At 53.4% G+C, this 18,347-nt stretch carries 12 protein-coding genes; 9 read left to right on the top strand and 3 right to left on the bottom strand.

The genetic code is table 11. The annotated features are described in order from the left end of the window. Positions 1–5 precede the first annotated feature (5 nt). Complete coding sequence (locus tag MK323_00650; protein ID MCH2480676.1) at positions 6–962, top strand: TIGR03619 family F420-dependent LLM class oxidoreductase; 957 nt, start codon at positions 6–8, stop codon at positions 960–962. A 142-nt stretch (positions 963–1,104) separates the two neighbouring features. Next, positions 1,105–2,451: an aspartate aminotransferase family protein gene (locus MK323_00645; protein MCH2480675.1), complete on the top strand. Its 1,347-nt coding sequence runs from the start codon at positions 1,105–1,107 to the stop codon at positions 2,449–2,451. Between the two features lie 6 nt (positions 2,452–2,457). Here the strand turns inward: MK323_00645 and MK323_00640 are convergent, their stop codons facing one another. After that, the gene (locus MK323_00640) at positions 2,458–3,408 is read right to left on the bottom strand and encodes a GlxA family transcriptional regulator (protein MCH2480674.1); all 951 of its coding nucleotides are present in this window, start codon (positions 3,406–3,408) and stop codon (positions 2,458–2,460) included. A 129-nt stretch (positions 3,409–3,537) separates the two neighbouring features. On the opposite strand from MK323_00640, the gene MK323_00635 reads away from it, so the two are divergent. From MK323_00635 to MK323_00625, 3 genes are read left to right on the top strand one after another with little or no spacing between them, the layout of a single operon-like run. Further along, the gene (locus MK323_00635) at positions 3,538–5,082 is read left to right on the top strand and encodes a trimethylamine methyltransferase family protein (protein MCH2480673.1); all 1,545 of its coding nucleotides are present in this window, start codon (positions 3,538–3,540) and stop codon (positions 5,080–5,082) included. Between the two features lie 56 nt (positions 5,083–5,138). Further along, on the top strand, positions 5,139–7,565 hold the full coding sequence (locus MK323_00630; protein MCH2480672.1) for an FAD-dependent oxidoreductase: 2,427 nt from the start codon (positions 5,139–5,141) through the stop codon (positions 7,563–7,565). Positions 7,566–7,587: 22 nt separating this feature from the next. Then, the gene (locus MK323_00625) at positions 7,588–8,661 is read left to right on the top strand and encodes a TauD/TfdA family dioxygenase (protein ID MCH2480671.1); all 1,074 of its coding nucleotides are present in this window, start codon (positions 7,588–7,590) and stop codon (positions 8,659–8,661) included. A 16-nt stretch (positions 8,662–8,677) separates the two neighbouring features. Here the strand turns inward: MK323_00625 and MK323_00620 are convergent, their stop codons facing one another. Then, positions 8,678–10,405, bottom strand: a complete 1,728-nt coding sequence (locus MK323_00620) for a gamma-glutamyltransferase family protein (GenBank protein MCH2480670.1) — start codon at positions 10,403–10,405, stop codon at positions 8,678–8,680. Between the two features lie 243 nt (positions 10,406–10,648). On the opposite strand from MK323_00620, the gene MK323_00615 reads away from it, so the two are divergent. The 3 genes from MK323_00615 to MK323_00605 all read left to right on the top strand — a co-directional run bounded on the left by MK323_00615 (position 10,649) and on the right by MK323_00605 (position 15,651). Continuing rightward, a complete protein-coding gene (locus MK323_00615; GenBank protein ID MCH2480669.1) occupies positions 10,649–11,740 on the top strand; it encodes a TRAP transporter substrate-binding protein in 1,092 nt (363 codons plus the stop codon). 222 nt (positions 11,741–11,962) lie between these two features. Next, positions 11,963–12,985 carry a TRAP transporter small permease subunit gene (locus MK323_00610; GenBank protein ID MCH2480668.1) on the top strand — a complete coding sequence of 341 codons (1,023 nt, stop codon included), beginning with the start codon at positions 11,963–11,965 and terminating at the stop codon, positions 12,983–12,985. A 2-nt stretch (positions 12,986–12,987) separates the two neighbouring features. Beyond that, the gene (locus MK323_00605; protein MCH2480667.1) at positions 12,988–15,651 is read left to right on the top strand and encodes a TRAP transporter large permease subunit; all 2,664 of its coding nucleotides are present in this window, start codon (positions 12,988–12,990) and stop codon (positions 15,649–15,651) included. Positions 15,652–15,984: 333 nt separating this feature from the next. Here MK323_00605 and MK323_00600 read toward each other — a convergent pair whose 3' ends face one another. Beyond that, a complete protein-coding gene (locus tag MK323_00600; GenBank protein ID MCH2480666.1) occupies positions 15,985–16,770 on the bottom strand; it encodes an SDR family oxidoreductase in 786 nt (261 codons plus the stop codon). Positions 16,771–17,979: 1,209 nt separating this feature from the next. On the opposite strand from MK323_00600, the gene MK323_00595 reads away from it, so the two are divergent. Further along, positions 17,980–18,162, top strand: coding sequence for a hypothetical protein (locus MK323_00595; GenBank protein MCH2480665.1), 183 nt, complete (start codon positions 17,980–17,982; stop codon positions 18,160–18,162). Positions 18,163–18,347: the final 185 nt, after the last annotated feature.

Raw genomic sequence — 18,347 nt, 5'->3', positions numbered from 1 at the left:
AGACAGTGGACTTTGGTTTCAGCATTCCAGGCCGGGGTCCGCTAGCGACGCGTGAAGGCATCAAAGCGTTCGCGACCCGCGGTGAAGAATTGGGATTTGCCTGCTTGGGGGTGCCTGACCATATCGTGATACCCAGAAACATCGACTCTCGCTATCCCTACAGTTCCACGGGCACGTTTCCAGGTGCAGCATCGGGAGATTGCGTGGAGCAGTTGGCCATTATGGCTTACCTTGCTGGGATTACCAGTGAGGTCAAATTACTGGCTTCAGTGATGGTCGTGCCGCACCGCAGCGCGGTATTCGCAGCCAAGGCATTGGCGTCCATTGATCTGCTTTCCAACGGTCGAGTGATTGCCGGCATTGGTTCAGGCTGGATGGCTGAGGAGTTTAAAGCGATTGGGGCACCACCTTTCTCAGATCGGGGCCGGGTCACTGACGAATATCTGGAAGCGTTTAAAGTTCTGTGGGCGCACGAGCAGCCGGTTTATCATGGAAACTATGTGTCTTTCGAAGATGTTACGTTCCTGCCGCGACCAGTGCAGCAGCCCCATATTCCGATCTGGGTGGGTGGCGAGAGTAAAGCTGCACTCAGGCGGACCGTAACCCACGGTGATGCCTGGTATCCTGTGGGATCAAATCCCCGGTTTCCGCTGAATACTGCGGCACGTTACTCAGAAGCCCTTGAGCGTCTCTACAGGGTGGCCGCTGAGCATGACCGGGATCCTGCGTCGATCATACTGGCCTATTGGGCACACTGGCCGAACGATGGTGCGCCAATAGCACTTTCCGATGGTCAGCATCATCTATTTACCGGGAGCCCGGACCAGATCGTCGAGGATATTGGGGTGTTTCGAGAACTGGGTGTTCAGCACCTGTTCTTTAATTTTCAACGAGAAGATATAGCCAGTTCAGTGCGCAGCATGGAAGAATTTGTTGATCGGATTCTGTCACAGGTCGGCTAAATATCTTGATCGATTATTGCGGGATAGGGGCATGAACTAAGTACAACCGGTTGTTTCTTCTGACCCGTTTCATTGTTCCAGAATGTCAGATAAGATGATTATCACAGTACCATTCTCTAATTGATTCCAGGGAGAGCGCAACGTGACCACCGCAGCTGAGAGGAGTTTGATCGATAGAGACACGGCCCACCTTGTCCATCCACTACACAACCCGGCCGCACACGAATCCGCTAAAGTTTGGGTCGGAGGGAAAGGGGCTTATATTGTAGATTCTGAAGGCAATGAGTACATCGATTGTCTATCGGGGTTGTGGTGCAACACAGCCGGTAATGGCCGGCCTGAACTCGCCGATGCGGCAGCTGCCCAAATGCGGCAGATGGGATTTGTCTCCGGTTATGCGGGCAGTTCAAACCCCCGTGCAATTGAACTGTCGGAACGACTGGCCCATCTGACCTATCCGAGTATCAATCATTTCTATCTGACCTCGGGCGGCGGTGAATCGACCGACAGTAATATCAAGCTGGCCCGGTATTACTGGAAACTCAAAGGCAAGCCCGATAAGACTAAAGTCATATCCCGGATCTGGGGCTATCACGGGGTGACGATGGCGGGGATGTGCGCGACGGGTATACCGGCTTACTGGGCGATGTTCGAACCGAGAATCCCCGGGTTTTCACATATACCCTCGCCTTATCCTTATCTTTATGAAGCGCCAGAAGGCGCGAAGAGCCAGGGTATTGCCGCCGCTGACGAACTCGAGAAGCAGATTCTTGAAGAAGGGGCAGACACGGTAGCTATGTTTATCGCAGAGCCGGTTCAGGGTGCCGGCGGCGTGATTGTGCCGCAGGAAGATTACTTTAAACGGATTCGAGAGATCTGTGACCAGTATGAGGTGTTGCTGGTCGCTGATGAGGTGATCACCGGGTTCGGTCGTACCGGGAAAATGTTCGGACTCGAACACTGGGGCATTGAGCCCGACCTGATACAGTTTGCAAAAGCTATCACCTCAGGCTATTTCCCGCTGGGCGGTATCGGGATCAGTGATGAGATCGCCAGCGTGATGAACGACAGTGGTTCCCCGTGGATGCACGCGTATACCTACAGTTCACATCCCGTCGGTTGTGCGGTCGCTCTGGCCATGATGGATATCATCGAAAATGAGGATTTCGTTGGACAAGCTCAGACCAAAGGCAAACACCTGCTGGTTAAATTAAAGGAGGCCCTGGCCGATCATCCGCATGTCGGTGAGGTCCGTGGCCTGGGTATGATGTGTGGCGTTGAGCTAGTGAAGGATAAAGCGACTAAGGAGATGTTCGACGCCAGTGACGGCATTGGAGCAAAGGTTCATGCTGAAACCGTCAAACGGGGCATGTTCAGTCGGGTCAGGGGTGATTGCTATTGTGTAGCTCCCCCGATAGTCACCTCAGAATCCACCCTTGACGATATTGCGAGCATACTGGGTGATTCTGTGGGAGCGGTGCTCGGTTAAGTTCATTCAGTTGAGTCGGGTTTGCGTGGGGGTTTCGGCGTAGCGGTTACGATAACGTTGGGTCATGTGGGATCGGGAGTTAAAGCCTGTCGCGGCTGCGATGTCTGATAGCGCCATGCTGGTATTCAGGATTAGAGAGTGTGCCCGTTGAAGCCGGATATCCAAGCCAAATTGTACTGGTGTTGTGCCGAGTTCCTGTCGAAATAGCCGCAGAAGATGGCGTGAAGTCACACCCGCAAGTCGAGCAAGTTCATTGACACGGGTGGGTTCGTCGATACTGAATTCGATTTGCGCAACCGCGCGTGCAACTGCTGTGCTCAGGGGTTTGCCATGACGATTCAGTCGGTGTCCTTGTTTATCCTCGCCCGGTCGCTGGCGGTCCATCTGCATCTGTTCCGTAATGCGTGTGACTACCGTACTGTCGAGATCATCGCTCACAAGATCGAGGAAAAGGTCGATTGTGCTTGTGCCCCCTGAGCAGGTGATCCGATCTCGATCTCTGACGTAGTGCTGAAATACCGGCGTAACTTTGGGGTACAACTCAACCAGGGAGGCAAAACTTTCCCAGTGCACCGTGGCCCTGTATCCATTCAAAAGCCCTGCTCGAGCCAGAATAAGCCCGCCGGTGGATACACCACCGAGGATACAGCGTTGTGCCCTTAGTCGTTGAAGGACGGCCAGTAATTTCCGATCCGTAATTTTTTCTGCACCCACACCCGCGACGATAACGAACACATCCGTGTGTTCCAGGGTATCGAGACTGAGGTCCGCCCTTATTTGCAGACCGTTGCTCGCGGTGACATAACCCCCATCAACACTTGCAATCATCGTGTTGTACACGGCCTTAGGGCCGAACCGGTTTGCATGGCGATACACCTCCATGGGCCCACTCAAACCCATGACGGAGAATTTATCGATCAGCAGAAAGGTGACATTTTGGCGAGGTATCGGCAACATTGCCCACTCATTATATGTCCGAAACATAGTTTTTAATGTCTCAAACATGATAATACCGGAGTTGAATATCGCCTTTAATTACGGATTCGGTCACGGCCTGTAAAGTGGGATTCTGAACGGGAGAACACCATGAGACGGGGTGCACGAACTTCCAAGCGGGAAGTGCGTAAAGCTGTCCGCAGTGCTAAGTCGGCGCTGAACCAGTTAGCGCCGCAGGTTCTGGACAACCCTTATCCGCCGTTGTGTCCATTGACACCGGATCAGCTTGAAGAGATTCATAATGCGTCGATGACTGTGCTCGAATCATTGGGCATTGAGGTCACCAGCGATCGGGTAAGAACCATGTTCCAGTCTCTCGGCGGGAGTGTCGATGAAACGACACAGATCGTCAGGATAGACCGTGAGACGATCATGGCGCTGGTTGGTAAAGCACCTCAACACTTTTCGTTGACACCACGGAATGCTGCCAACCAGCTATTGATAGGCGGGCGCCGAATCAACTGTGGTTTGGTTTCCGGTCCGCCCAACGTGCATGATCGGATCAATGGAAGACGGCCGGGAAACTTTTCCGACTACCAGACCCTGATTAAACTCGGGCAGACCTTCAATGTGATTAACTTTTTTGGGAACCAGAGTGTTGCACCCACCGACCTGCCGGCGAATACGCGCCATCTCGACACCTACCGGGCAAACATTATTTTGTCCGACAAGGTATTTTCAGCTGTACCCATCGGTAAGGGCAGGGTTCAGGATGCAGTGCACATGGTTGCACTAGGTCGGGGTATGACGACGGACGAGTTATCCGAAGACCCGTCATTATTCGGCAACATCAATATCAACTCGCCGCGAAAGCTCGACGATTCAATGTCTGACGCTGCGCTGGAACTCGCGCACTACGGGCAGGCTGTGATCGTGACACCGTTTACCCTGTTGGGTGCGATGACGCCGGTGACCCTGGCGGCAGGGCTGGTGCAGCAGAATGCGGAGGCGCTTTTCGGGCTGGCAATGATACAGGCGTTTTGTCCCGGGGCACCGGTGGTGTACGGTGGGTTCACGTCCAACGTCGATATGCGTTCAGGTGCGCCAGCGTTCGGTACGCCGGAGAACGCCAAGGCCAACCTGGCCGGTGGGCAACTCGCTCGACGCTACGGACTGCCCTATAGAACCAGTGGCTGCAACGCCTCAAACACCACAGATGCCCAGGCGGTCTATGAGACCCAGATGTCCATGTGGAGTGCTGTTTTGGGTCACGGCAATCTGCTCTACCATGCGGCTGGCTGGCTTGAAGGCGGGTTAGTGGCTTCATTTGAGAAGCTGATTATTGATGTTGAGATGTTGCAGAATCTCATCACCATGTTTTCTCCAATAAATACCAGCGAAGAAGAACTGGGTATCGACGCCATCGGAGCAGTTTCCCCAGGGGGCCATTTTTTCGGCACAGACCACACCATGGCGCGTTATGAGACTGCTTTTTATACTCCACTGGTCAGTGACTGGCAGAACAATGAAAACTGGCAGGCGGCTGGTGCAAAAGATGCAACGGAGCGAGCCACGGCACTTTGGCAGCAGGCCATCGAGACATTTGAAGCGCCCCTGATTGATAGTGCCCGGTGCGAGGCTATGGATGAGTATGTGGATAGACGTAAAACGCAGATCGGCTCCAGCGATCCGTAGTCGAAATGAAATCCTTGACAAAAGACCCTGACAGATAAGTAAGGAACGATCTCATTATGCAAGCACACGCACAGGCGGTTGTTATAGGGGGTGGAGTCATCGGCTGTTCAGTGTTGTATCACTTGACGAAAGCCGGCTGGACCGATGTTGTGCTCCTGGAACGCTCGGAGCTGACCTCGGGCTCAACCTGGCATGCAGCCGGTGGTATGCATACCATCAACGGCGATCCCAATGTCGCCAAGCTCCAACAATACACTATTGAACTGTATAACGAGATCGAAGAACTGTCTGAACAGTCGATCGGGCTTCACTTGACGGGCGGTGTTTTTCTGGCAGCGACCAAGGAACGCTTCGACTGGCTTAAAAGCATGCACGCGAAAGGGCATTATCTCGGTATGGACACCGAGATAATCAGCCCCAAGGAGGCGGCTGATATTTTCCCATTGCTGGATCCGGACAAGTTCGTGGGTGCGATGAGTGATCCGTTAGAAGGCCACCTGGATCCCTCGGGTACCACCTGGGCCTATGCAAAGGCAGCACGCAAGAGTGGTGCCGTCATCCACCAACAGACCCGCGTGACGGATCTTCAGCAGAATCAGGATGGCAGTTGGCGCGTGATTACGGAAAAAGGTGAGATTCATACCGAGCATGTCGTTAACGCTGGCGGCCTGTGGGCCCGAGAAGTCGGCCGGATGGTTGGACTCGAACTGCCTGTTCTCGCCATGGAGCATATGTATCTGTTGACCGAAGACATGCCTGAAGTGGTCGCCTTCAATGAGTCATCAGGGTTGGAAGTGCCGCATTGTGTTGATTTTGATGGCGAGTTGTATTTAAGGCAGGAGGGTAACGGTATGTTGATGGGGACCTATGAAAAAGCCTGTAAGCCCTGGTCGCCTAAAGAGACGCCGTGGGATTTTGGACATGAACTGCTGCCCGAGGATATCGACCGGATAGCACCTTCTCTGGAAGTCGGGTTTGAACATTTTCCGGCCTTTCAGAAGGCTGGGATTAAGCAGATCATCAACGGACCATTTACCTTCGCACCCGATGGAAATCCGCTTATCGGTCCCATTAAGGGGCTGCGTGGCTACTGGTGTGCTTGTGGCGTGATGGCAGGCTTCAGCCAGGGAGGCGGAGTGGGATTCGCACTGTCGAACTGGATGATTGAAGGTGACCCCGGATTTGATGTCTGGGCCATGGATGTCGCGCGTTACGGTGACTGGGCGACCCTCGCTTATACCAACAAGAAGGTTCAGGAGAACTATTCCCGTCGTTTTTCGATCCGGTTTCCCAATGAAGAGCTACCCGCGGGCCGTCCTCTGCGTACCACACCGGTCTATGACCGGTTGCTGGCAGCCGGTGCCCAGATGGGCGAGGCCTATGGGCTGGAACAAGCGCTATGGTTTGCCCCGGAAGGTGTTGTCGATGAATTTTCCTGGCGAAGGTCGACCGACTTTGAGCATGTGGCTGAGGAAGTCAATGCAGTGCGAACGGCAGTTGGCATAATGGAAATTGCGAGTTTTGCCAAGTATACGATCCGAGGGTCGGGTGCTTCCGATTGGTTGGACCGTCTACTGACCTGCAGATTACCCGCGGACGGGCGTATGACACTTGCACCAATGCTGAACCATGGTGGCAAGCTGATTGGTGATTTCAGTCTGGCGAACCTGGGTGATGGGGAATTTTTCATAGTGGGTTCTGGTCTTGCCGAGAATTACCATATGCGCTGGTTTACGCAAAACCTACCTGAAGACGGCAGCGTAGAGATCATTGCGCGGGGCCCTGGACTGGTCGGCCTATCCATCGCCGGTCCGAAATCTCGAGAACTGCTTCAGCGGCTGGTGGACGACGATGTCAGTAACGAAGCATTTCGTTTTTTGGATATCCGTAAGCTCGACGTGGGTATGGCGCCTTGTCTGGTAGGTCGAGTCAGTTTCACGGGTGACCTGGGCTACGAGATCTGGATGGAGCCTGAATTCCAGCGTTATGTTTTCGATCTTATCCAAAATCAGGGAGAAGATTTGGGTTTGCGCTTATTCGGTTCACGGGCGCTGAATTCTTTACGGGTCGAGAAGAACTTCGGTTCCTGGGCACGGGAATACCGTCCGATTTATGGTCCCTATGAGGCGGGTATGGGACGATTTGTGGCGCTTAAAAAGGACGCCGACTTTATCGGCAAAGCCGGAGCGGCAGCCGAAAAAGAACACGGTGGAAAGTTGCGGTTACGAGTATTTGTCGTCGACGCTACCGATGCTGATGCCATCGGCGATGAGCCAATCCGACACCAAGGTGAAGTGAAAGGTTGGGTCACATCCGGCGGCTATGCACACGCATCTGGGCTTTCAGTGGCAATGGGGTACGTGCCCAAAGAGATAGCCGACGAAAAAGATGGCTGGTCGATTGATATACTGGGTGAAACCCTCTCTGCGACGCTGCAGCCCGAACCGATATTTGACCCCAAGGCTGAGCGCATGCGAGGATAAGCGCCGATCAGGATTGCCGTTTGTGTCACGGGAACTGCATGTCACGCGGGGTAACCAGATGACCCTCAGTCGTAATTTTGACCCGGCCGTGTGGTATCGCGCCGACTGGGAGCAACGTGATGACTGGATCATTGGGCTGACTGACGAGGAGATCCAGGAACTAGAGGTCGCAGTCAGCCGTACCCAAGCGGTACCTATCCCCGAGTTGAGTGCCAGCTCTTTCGTTTTGCCAGCGTTCGCTTCACGTATCCGAGAATTGCGGGACGAACTCATCTACGGGCGTGGATTCGCTGTGTTACGTGGGTTGCCAGTCCTCGAATGGAACCGCGAAACTTCAGCCCGCGCATATTATGGGATCGGCTGTCATCTGGGCGTACCAGTTTCACAGAATGCACAGGGTCACCTGCTCGGCCATGTCTACGATCTGGGGCTCGACCCTATGGATTCGCTGAACCGGGTTTATCAAACCAGCTATCGACAGCTCTTTCACACCGATTCCACCGATATTGTCGGCCTGTTGTGTCTGCAACCCGCGCGTACGGGAGGGCAGAGCTCGATTTGTTCATCATCGACGATTTACCATGAAATTGCCCAGCGTCGTCCTGATCTACTGAAAGTGCTCTGTCGGCGGTTTCATATAGACCGCAAAGGCGAGATCCCTGAAGGCGACGACGAGACCTATGAATTGGCCGTGTTTTATCCCGAAGAAGAGCGGGTCACCTGTATTTACGCACGTGACTTTATTGATGCGGCACAACGCCATCCACACATACCGCCATTGACTGCAGAGCAGGCCGATGCGTTGGATTTGGTTGATGAACTGGCATCGAGTGATGAGCTGCGTCTGGATATTGATTTTCTTCCAGGCGATATACAATTTCTGCACAATCACCAGATACTGCATGCCCGGACCAGTTACCAAGACTGGCCCGAACCGGAACGAAGGAGACATCTTCTAAGGCTCTGGCTATCAGCCGCAGATGGTCGTTCGTTGCCTGCTGATTTTGAAGCGCGTTACGGAACGATCGAGCCAGGACAACCCCGTGGTGGCATCAGGGTGCCCGGTGCAACGTTGCAGGCGCCTCTGGAGCCCTGATCAAACGCCGCTCGTTTTACCGACCGATCGCATAGGTATCCCGGCGCGGGTCTGCACCCGCACGAAGCAGGCCGGCATCCGTATCCACGGTGATGGCGCCCATAACACCCATGTACATTGAATCCCAGTCGTCGGAAAACACGACGTCGTGGCCAAGGTGTTTGAGCTGTTCAACTAACGCTGGGTCCATACGACTTTCCAGGTTAAGCCGACCCGGCAGGTAGCCATGGGGCCAGAACGAATTCGGAAAATTCCAGGTTGCGAATCGAGGCTGTTCGACGGCGACCTGGGGTGCCATGTCAAATTCGACGATATTGAGAAAAACCTGCACCATGGCCTGACACTGAGCATCTCCACCCGGGCAGCCAAAGGGCATGAAGAGCTTCCCGTCTTTCAGCGCAATGGCTGGATTGGGCGTCAGTCGGGGTCGTTTCAAGGGCGCTAAACTTGAAGCGTGAGCAGGGTCGAGCCAGCTTTGATACCCCCGACATGAGAGACTAAAGCCGAGCTCAGGAATGATTGGATTGGGCGTGTTCTGATCACTGGGTGTTGCTGAAAACGCGTTGCCCCATCGATCGACGGTACAGGTATAACTGGTGTCGGTCGCCGCCCCAGAGTTTGGTGATCCAGTGGATGGGGATGGGGCAGGGTAATGCGGTTCAATTTCAGTTTTACCCGGCGGGGGCATCTCGCCAAAAGCCTTGGCAGGATCGATTTCTGCTCGACGAATTTGGGTATAGGCCGAAGACAGCAGAGTCGATATCGGCACATCGACAAAGTCAGGGTCGCCAAAATAATGCTCTCGATCAGAAAAGGCCAGGTTTAACGCCTCGGAGATGAGGTGTATGTACGAACTGCTGTTGTGGCCCATATTTTTGAGATTGTCATTGGCCAGCATTTGAAGTACTTGTGCGACGACAGGTCCCTGACACCATGGTCCGCAGGTATAAATCGAGTAATTTTGAAATTGTCCGCTCACAGGCGCTTCGTGACCGACCGAAAAATCACGCAGGTCTTCGTAGCAAAGTAGACCACCTTCGGATGCGCTGAAGTCGGCGATTTCGCGAGCCAGTTCGCCCTGATAAAAATAATCTCGCGCTGCCCGTATCGCGGCTGAACGTCCACAGTCTCTGGCGCGGTGCTCAACATCAATCAGGCGCTTAAACGTATCGGCCAGTGCAGATTGTACGATCCGGTCACCCACCTGCGGCAGGCGACCCCCTGGCATGAATATTCTGCCGTTGGCTTTCCAAACAGGACCGGTGGTGAATTGTTTCACTATCTCGTTTTGCACCACGGCGGAGAGTGGGAAACCTTCCTCAGCCAATTCAAGTGCCGGAGTGATCACTTGTTCTAGGCTGAGGGTGCCGTATCTTTCAAGCGCGGTGAGCCAGGCGTCAGGCGCGGACGGCACCACGGCTCGCAGAATACCTAAGGGCAGGTCTCCATCGTGTTCTCGTTTGAAGTAATCGATCGATGCGGCGCGCGGCCAGCGTCCCAGGCCACTGATGGTCACAATGGAATCGGTATCCGCAAGATAGACAATGATGGGCGCTACGCCGCCAAAATTGGTGTTCTCGGGCAGGACAACATTGATGGCGATACCTGCAGCGACACCTGCATCGATGGCATTGCCTCCTTCTTCAAGTATGCGGTAGCCTGCGGCCGCAGCGAGATTGTGGCCAGCGCAGACCATGTGCGTGGTGCCCATAATCGTAGGTCGGTGGGTTCGATAATCAGTCATGGGATAGAGTCAATTCGTACGATGCGATAACACGATAATACTGCACTTTGTACTGTTTCTCTTGCATGTTAAAGGAGGGTGGATTCAGCTTCTCACTGAATTAATATGAGAATACCCCCAAAAGTCTTTTCGACATGCTAAAGTGATTGTAAGGGATGGTTTCTAGACCATCCCGCAGCAGAAGATAACCTGCCTGGGTGGCTGGAAATCTGCTCAGGTCCTAATGCAAGATGAGGAGGAAACATGAAACGTAGAGATTTTCTGAAAACTGCCAGTGCGGCAGGGACCGCGGCGGCTGCGGCAACGCTGGCCGCACCGGCCATCGCCAAGGAGCGCATCGAAATGGTGATGGTCAGCACATGGCCACGCGATTTTCCGGGCCTCGGTACGGGTGCACAACGCCTCGCTAAGAACCTGGAGATAATGAGTGGTGGCCGGATTCATGTGGAGTACTTTGCAGCCAACGAGCGGGTCAAAGCATTCGATGCTTTTGATGAAGTCGCCTCTGGCAACGCACAGGCCTACCATGCGGCAGACTATTACTGGAAAGGCAAGCACAAAGGCTATGCGTTTTTTGGGTCTGTGCCTTTTGGGTTGACTGTTAACGAAGTCAACACCTGGATCGATTGGGGTGGTGGTCAGGAACTGTGGGATGAGCTCGGTGCCCCGTTCAATATCAAGTGCTTCAAGGCGGGTAACAACGGGGTACAGATGGGGGGTTGGTTTCGCAAGGAGATCAATTCTGCAGATGACTTCAAGGGACTCAAGATGCGTATTCCAGGGATGGGCGGTGACGTACTGGCAAAAATGGGTGCCTCGCCGGTGTCTCTGCCGGGTAGCCAGATCTACGAAGCACTGGTTTCCGGTGCAATTGATGCCACTGAATGGGTGGGTCCCTGGAATGATGGTTTCATGAAGTTCTATGAAGCGGCGAAGTATTACTACTGGCCGGGTTTCCACGAGCCAGGCACCATGGAATCATTTGGAATGAACAAGACCTGGTGGGACGGGTTGTCAACAGCTGATCAGAAGTTGATCGAGGCGGCCTGTGCGCTCGAGAATAACTTGTTGTATTCGGAGTACTGTTGGAACAACGGCTCTTCAATGGTTAAGCTTGTCGAAGAGCATGGCGTTCTGCTGCGCGAGTTCAGCGACGACATCTTTGATGCAGCCGGCGAAGCGACGTTAGAAGTCTTCGAGGAGTATCGTGCGGACAGTGATCTGACCGCTCGCATTTTAGACAGCATGCTTGCCACACGTCAGTCTGTTGGAAGCTGGATGAACACTTCTGAGGTACCCTACATCACACAACGTAACCGGGTGCTCGGTATCTGATTCATCGCCTGAATCTAAGGATTTAAATAGAACAAGCAGTCGACTGAGGGCGGAGTCCAACGACTCCGCCCTTTTTTTTCTAGTTCTCGGGCCATAGTCGCGGGAGGTCGCCAATCTGTTGCAGCGACTTCGAGCGGGTGACTGCACATTGACTACGAGGGCATCTTGATCAGTTTTTCCAACCGGAGCACGCAAGACCAAACCTCAGCGGCAAGTCATGCTGTGACTTTGTGGCTCCGTGCCAGTGCGTGGGGCATGGTTGCGCTCGTGTTGTTGTTTCTACTGAATAATTTTCTGATTTTCTGGTGGGACTGGCCCGGGGTGCTGGCGTTGTCTGCCCACCAAGGGTGGTTCGGTTTGAACCCTTTGTCTAAACCGTTGATCGATGAGGCGATTACCCTGGGGTGGATTCAAGTTGCCATCGTCTTCGTGGGTTTGGGCGCTGCCGTTGTCTACCCATGGTTAACTCGTGATGTTGGGCTGCGGACAGAAGCTGTTCGGCTGACTGCGTTGGTGACGTATCTCGTGCGGGCTCTTTTTTGGGCGATCTTGTTGGTCGGTATTGTCGATGCGGTGATTTCATTTCTTCGTGTGGAAGATCTCTTGATTTTCCTGGTCGGGCAACAGATGACACTGGATCTTGGTCGAACGAGCTATCGGGGCACATACGTGCACTATCCGCTGGTTCTACTGGGTTTTTTCATCGCATTGTTTGTGCGCGGGCTGGGATTCACTTGGCTTGCGCTACTGATTGTTGTGGCGGAATTTTCGATCGTTATCACGCGGTTTATTTTTTCATATGAACAGGCCTTTATGGGTGACCTGGTCCGGTTTTGGTACGCGGCGCTTTTCCTTTTTGCCAGTGCTTATGCGTTGATTACCGAGGGTCATGTGCGTGTCGATGTGCTTTACACCCATTTCAGTGCGCGTGGCAAAGCATGGGCGAATGGTATTGGATCTATCTTTATGGGTCTTCCGTTGTGTTGGGTCATATTGACTACCGGTATGTGGGGTAGAGGCAGTAGCCTGAACGGCCCGTTGTTGAGTTTTGAAGTGAGCCAGCAAGGTTATGGCATGTATGTAAAGTACTTGATGGTTGGGTTTCTAGTGACCTTTTCGGTGACGATGACGATTCAGTTTATGAGTTATTTCCTGGAAAGCGTCGCCGATCTTCGAGGCGAGCCCAAGTTGTCTGAGGATCGTGACTTAGACAATGGCGAAGAAACCGTGGCCTCTGGGGTGTAATGATGGAACTCCTGTTCCTGGCAGTGCTTTTCCTCCTTATGGTCGGGGCTTTGAGTTCGGGATTTCCGGTGGCGTTTTCCCTACCGGGTTCAGCTATCTTGACTATTGGGTTGGCTGCGCTGTGTGGGTGGATTTTCGCAGGTGACATCGATGCGTATTTCTCACAGGGAGGTCCAGTGCAATGGTTGAGCGCCGGGGTGACCAATTTTCGCAGCCTGTACTGGGACGTAGAGCGGGATACGCTGATTGCCATTCCGCTGTTTGTCTTCATGGGCATCATGTTGCAGCGCTCTCGCATTGCTGAAGACCTGTTAGTGACGATGGCGCAGTTGTTCGGACCGATTCCCGGTGGACTCGGTATCTCGGTAGTCTTTGTCGGGGCGTTGCTGGCAGCGACAACGGGCATTGTCGGGGCCACCGTCATCGCAATGGGGCTGATCTCACTGCCGGCGATGTTGCGGCACAAGTACGCGCACACTCTTGCTACCGGAACGGTGTGTGCATCCGGTACGCTGGGACAGATTATCCCGCCGTCCATCGTACTGATCATCCTGGCCGATCAGTTATCGGGGGCGAGCGACGTTGCTAATGGCATACGTTTTGCCGAGTACAGATTCAGTACCGGTCAGATGTCAATGCCGAGCGAGTATGACGTGACTCCGGCCAGTGCCGGTGACATGTTCATGGGTGCGCTCATCCCCGGATTGATCCTCGTCGCGCTGTACATGGCGTATATCCTGATCGCGTCATTCATTCGCCCGCATATTGCACCACCAGTGCCTTATGAAGGTCAGTTTGATCGACAGTTTGCCAAACGGGTGTTTCTTGCCCTGGTACCACCACTGGTCCTGATTTTCGCCGTTTTGGGATCAATTATTGCGGGCATCGCAACGGTGAATCAGGCTGGCGCGATCGGCGCAATTGGTGCGATGGTCATGGCCGGTTATCGACTGGCTGGAGGCCAGAAGTATACCTATGTCCCAGCCGTATTGGCGACGGGTGCGCTCGTCGCGCTACTGGTGATCCTGAGCATTTATGACCTGAACATAAAATTCATCCGAACTGCTGATGAGGTTATAGGTCTCATACTGGCGGGGATAGCGACTGCGGTACTCCTCACGGGTGTGGTTTGGAGCGGTTGGCGCACGTTAAAGATCGACAACACCATGCATGGTGTGATGGTAGAGACCGCGAAGACCACCTCGATGGTCTTCATTATCCTGATCGGTGCGGCAATGCTCACCTCCGCGTTTCGTGCTTTTGGCGGTGAAGAACTGGTGCGCAATTTTCTCAGTAGCCTGCCAGGGGGATTCTGGGCCCAGTTCATCGTTGTTATGGCGGTCATTTTCTTTCTCGGGTTTTTCCTCGACTTCATCGAGATCGCAGTGGTCGTTGTACCGATCATTGCGCCGATTCTTTTGTCTGATCCGTCAGCGAATATCACGGCAGTTTGGTTGGGTGTGATGATCGGAATCAATATCCAGACTTCTTTTTTGACCCCACCCTTTGGTTTTGCGCTGTTTTACCTTCGGGGCGTTGCGTCGGCAGTGGTTAAAACGATTGAAATCTACAAGGGCGCTGTGCCATTTATTCTCCTCCAACTTGTCGGTCTTGCGATCGCCGGTTATTACCCGAGTCTCGTTAACTACCTGCCCAATCGGATCCACCTCAGTTCAGAAACGGCGCCCCCACCGATGAATCCCCAGTTGCAGGAATGCCTGGAGGAATATGTATTCGCCTATTACGACAGCGAAGGTAAGACCTTGTTGGCTGGTGTGTCCCGTGCGAAAGGCCTTGATATCAGTTATCTACCCGAATCTCAGCAGAAGGCGCTGGTCGCTGGATTTGAGGTGGTAATGGGTGTGTCGGTGTTGGTTGATGATGTTATAGCGGCTCGAAATGCTTTGGACGCGTACATTCCCGAATATCGGCCGCTGCATCGCGAGGTGCGCAGCATGCAGCGACGGGCACGTCTCGCTGACAAGCGGCTCGCGGAACTTGAGCGGAGAATTCGGAACTGGTCTGCCGAATATGATGGCCCGGAATCAGAGAAGGTTAAGTTCGAATCAGAATTTGCAGTCTTGAGTGAAGAGCGCAATACCCAACTTTCTCAGGTGCCGGCATCGTGGCAGGGTGCACGGGATGGGTTCGTCGAGCGTGCGAAGGTGTTGAAGAAGGCACGGATCCGTTATCGACAGAGCGTCGATAGTGCTTACGAGAGTGTAGTGAAGCTACGAAGTCTCATCGAGGATGCCGACAAATTGGCGGCTTTGGATAAGGAACTCACGAACCTCAAGCGGACGGTCCAGGATTCGTCGCCGGAAGCGGCAATCGCCGCGATTAAGGCCGCTGAGAAGAAACTTGGCGCTGTTGCCGGTAGCGGTAAAGTCAAATCCAAGCTCTCAAAGGCCCGACGTGCGCTCAAGAAAAAGACACCTAAGACCGATAAAGCGCTCAATCTCTTGTCTCAAGGGATGGGGTTGTTTGAGGCGGAAGTTACGTGGCGGTCACGGGCTAAGGCTGAGCTGCTTGGTGACCTCCTGGTTTATGATGATCTCCTCAAAAATTCAATTGGCCTTCGCCTACAGCGTTACATGACGACGGAACAGGCGCAATACGTCGCTGTTTGCCACTCGCATCACAAGGATGTGTCTCTCAATTTCTAGCATTTTCAACACGGCGATCCATAACCTACGCGCCTGTCATTCAATAGAGGTGTTTCATTTCTTCTCTTCCATCACTACTAGCACCCCATTAACACTGTGAACTTTCCAGACTGCAGATAGCTTTAGCCATTATTGCTGGATACCTCAAGGTTTTACTCGTGTCTGTGTATTTTTTGAGAGTTAGTGTTTTATTACCCATCATCATGGCACGTCTTTCGGTCATGTTTTTCCCATACCTGAAACTACGACCATCAACTATGAGTGCTTGAGTTGTAGGCATAGCTATTGCACGTTACCAGAAAAAGCACAGGCGATTTTCGCCATCAATGTCGACTAAACAACGGATCGCCTAGCGGTGATGCCGCCGTCGATCGTCACTACACAGCCAGAAATAAATCCGGCTCGCGTGGATGAAAGGAAAGCGATTAGATCCGCGACTTCTTCAGCAGTGCCGCCCCGCCCACCCGGAAATCGCGCAAGTAGTTCCCGCCAACGACCCTCGTCATCGAGCATCTTCCCAGCTCGCTGTTTGAGCATCTTTTCCATTCGCCCGGTGTCAATTGGGCCAGGATTAACTGCCACCACACGCACCCCGTGATCCAGGCTGTGCCCGCCAAGCGCCCTAGAAAACGCCATCAGGCTTGCGTTGCCTGACGAACCAGCGATGTAATCAATATCCGGATTCTCGCCCGAGTTGCCAATGTTGTTAATGATGACTCCGTGACCACGATCAGCCATGTGCTTGTAGAACGTGCGGCACATATTCACGTAACCGAAAACCTTGAGTTCCCAACCTTGTCGCCATGCCGCGTCATCAACCACCTCAAGTGAGCCAGAGGGTATGGCACCAGCATTATTGACCAGGATGTCGACGTCGATCGCTGACGCTATCAGATTGTCTCGTTCGGCCACATCTGTCAAATCCAATGGGTAGGTATGGACCTCGCAATCGTGCGCCGACTGAATCCTGGACTTGAGCTTGTCGAGTAGATCACTGGAGCGGGCGGTGACATGAATAATGCTGGATCCTTCCCGCGCGAATGCTTCCGCCGTCGCTTCACCGATCCCTTTTGAAGCACCCGTGATGAGAACACTTTTCCCGTTAAGTTCCAGATTCATTATTTACTCCAAACTTTTGATTTGGCGGAGAGGGCGGGAGTCGAATCCACGATACCGATCAAGGTACAACTGTTTTCGAGACCGCCCCATTCGACTGCTACAGGATCATCAAATAGATTGGCTACTACAACGGAATTCGCTTGAACTATGTCGCTCAACATGAAAACTACAATGCCAAACAGGCGCTTCATACGCCCATTCTACGCCTCTACTCCCAACTTCCCACTGACACCGTAAACCTCTCTGCTTTTTCGTCATCTCAAGGCCCGATGATCTCTACGGAGACGGCGTTTCCGTCTATTCCAAGCCGAGTAGGTTACGGCGCTGACCGCGGTTGCCACTCCAATCATAAACAAGAGCAGATAAACGATCTCACCCCCGGAGTCCAGCTTTGGTTAGTGATTTGCCAGCACTACCGGCATCCCGTCAACGACGTATAACCTAGCACCACAGGCTACAGCGACTAGCGATTTAAACCTCATTGGTTTCCGTTGCTCATGCGTCATCAACCAATAGAATCAGCGACAAACAGATGGAAAGAACACGACTCAGGTTGCCTATCCTACTCCTCTACTTCAGGTAGGGTAAAATGTCGCAAAAATCATCTAATTTCCTCGTATTCACAATTCTATTGTACTGGCATACGCATAGCGTCGAGTTGACCGCTTGCCGGAGCTCCTAAATCTAGCTAAAGGGGGTGACAGACCCGATTCAGCGAAAGCAGAAGCGGGTATTTGTTGCATGCAGACCGCTAGATTTGAGTCGAGTATTTGAATGGCTTGGTCAGAAAGTGAAACGATGTGGTCTCGCTTCATCTTCGCGACGTGAATACGCCAGCCAGCTCGTTCTAAATGAATGTCAGTCCACTTTGCATCTCGCACCTTACCCGGACGGACAAAGACCAACGAGGCGACCTGCAGGGCACAACGAGTCACCAGGGATCCATGGCGGCCATCTATTGCCCGCACTAGAGCATCAATCTCCTACAGGTCCGTTATCGTTGCAAAATGGATGGATTGCGTCGGGGGCAGGGCTCCTCGTCGATCAGTTGTGGGATCACGCACTCATCTGCCTATTGCTACACTGTAGCGAAACACCCCAGATACGGTCTAATTCACGCTATGGGGAACGAAGGCATCACTGCACCTCTGGGACTGGAACCGGCTGGATTCTGCAATCGATACAGGCTAGCACGATGAGCTGAAGGAGTTGAGCGATCCCAGGCAGGATGGGTACATGTGGATGCTGGACAACTATGTCAGGTCGTTCGGGGGTCGGTCACCTACCATGCCGTCGTTTCGTGCCACGCTTTCGGTTCAAACCGTCAGTGATACGATTCTCGCACCCAGGGTTGAAGCCGACGGCGATCGGTCTGCCGTGCAATCGCCCTGAAGTCTCGCGACGACCTGTGGTTCGGACTGACAATTCGCGACTTCCCGGGACCGCACCACCCGGGTGCGATTTGAACGGGGTCTGGTACAGGTCCGGCCCGTGGCTTGATAACCAGGGTCCAAAGCTTCACACTGAACGGACGAAGAAGCACAGAAGCGTGTCTAAACTCCAGTGCCTTTCTGGGC

Source organism: Gammaproteobacteria bacterium (genome assembly GCA_022450155.1).
Taxonomy (GTDB): domain Bacteria; phylum Pseudomonadota; class Gammaproteobacteria; order Arenicellales; family UBA868; genus REDSEA-S09-B13.
The sequence above is the reverse complement of the archived record's forward strand: the minus strand, read 5'-3'. Positions and strand labels throughout refer to the sequence as shown.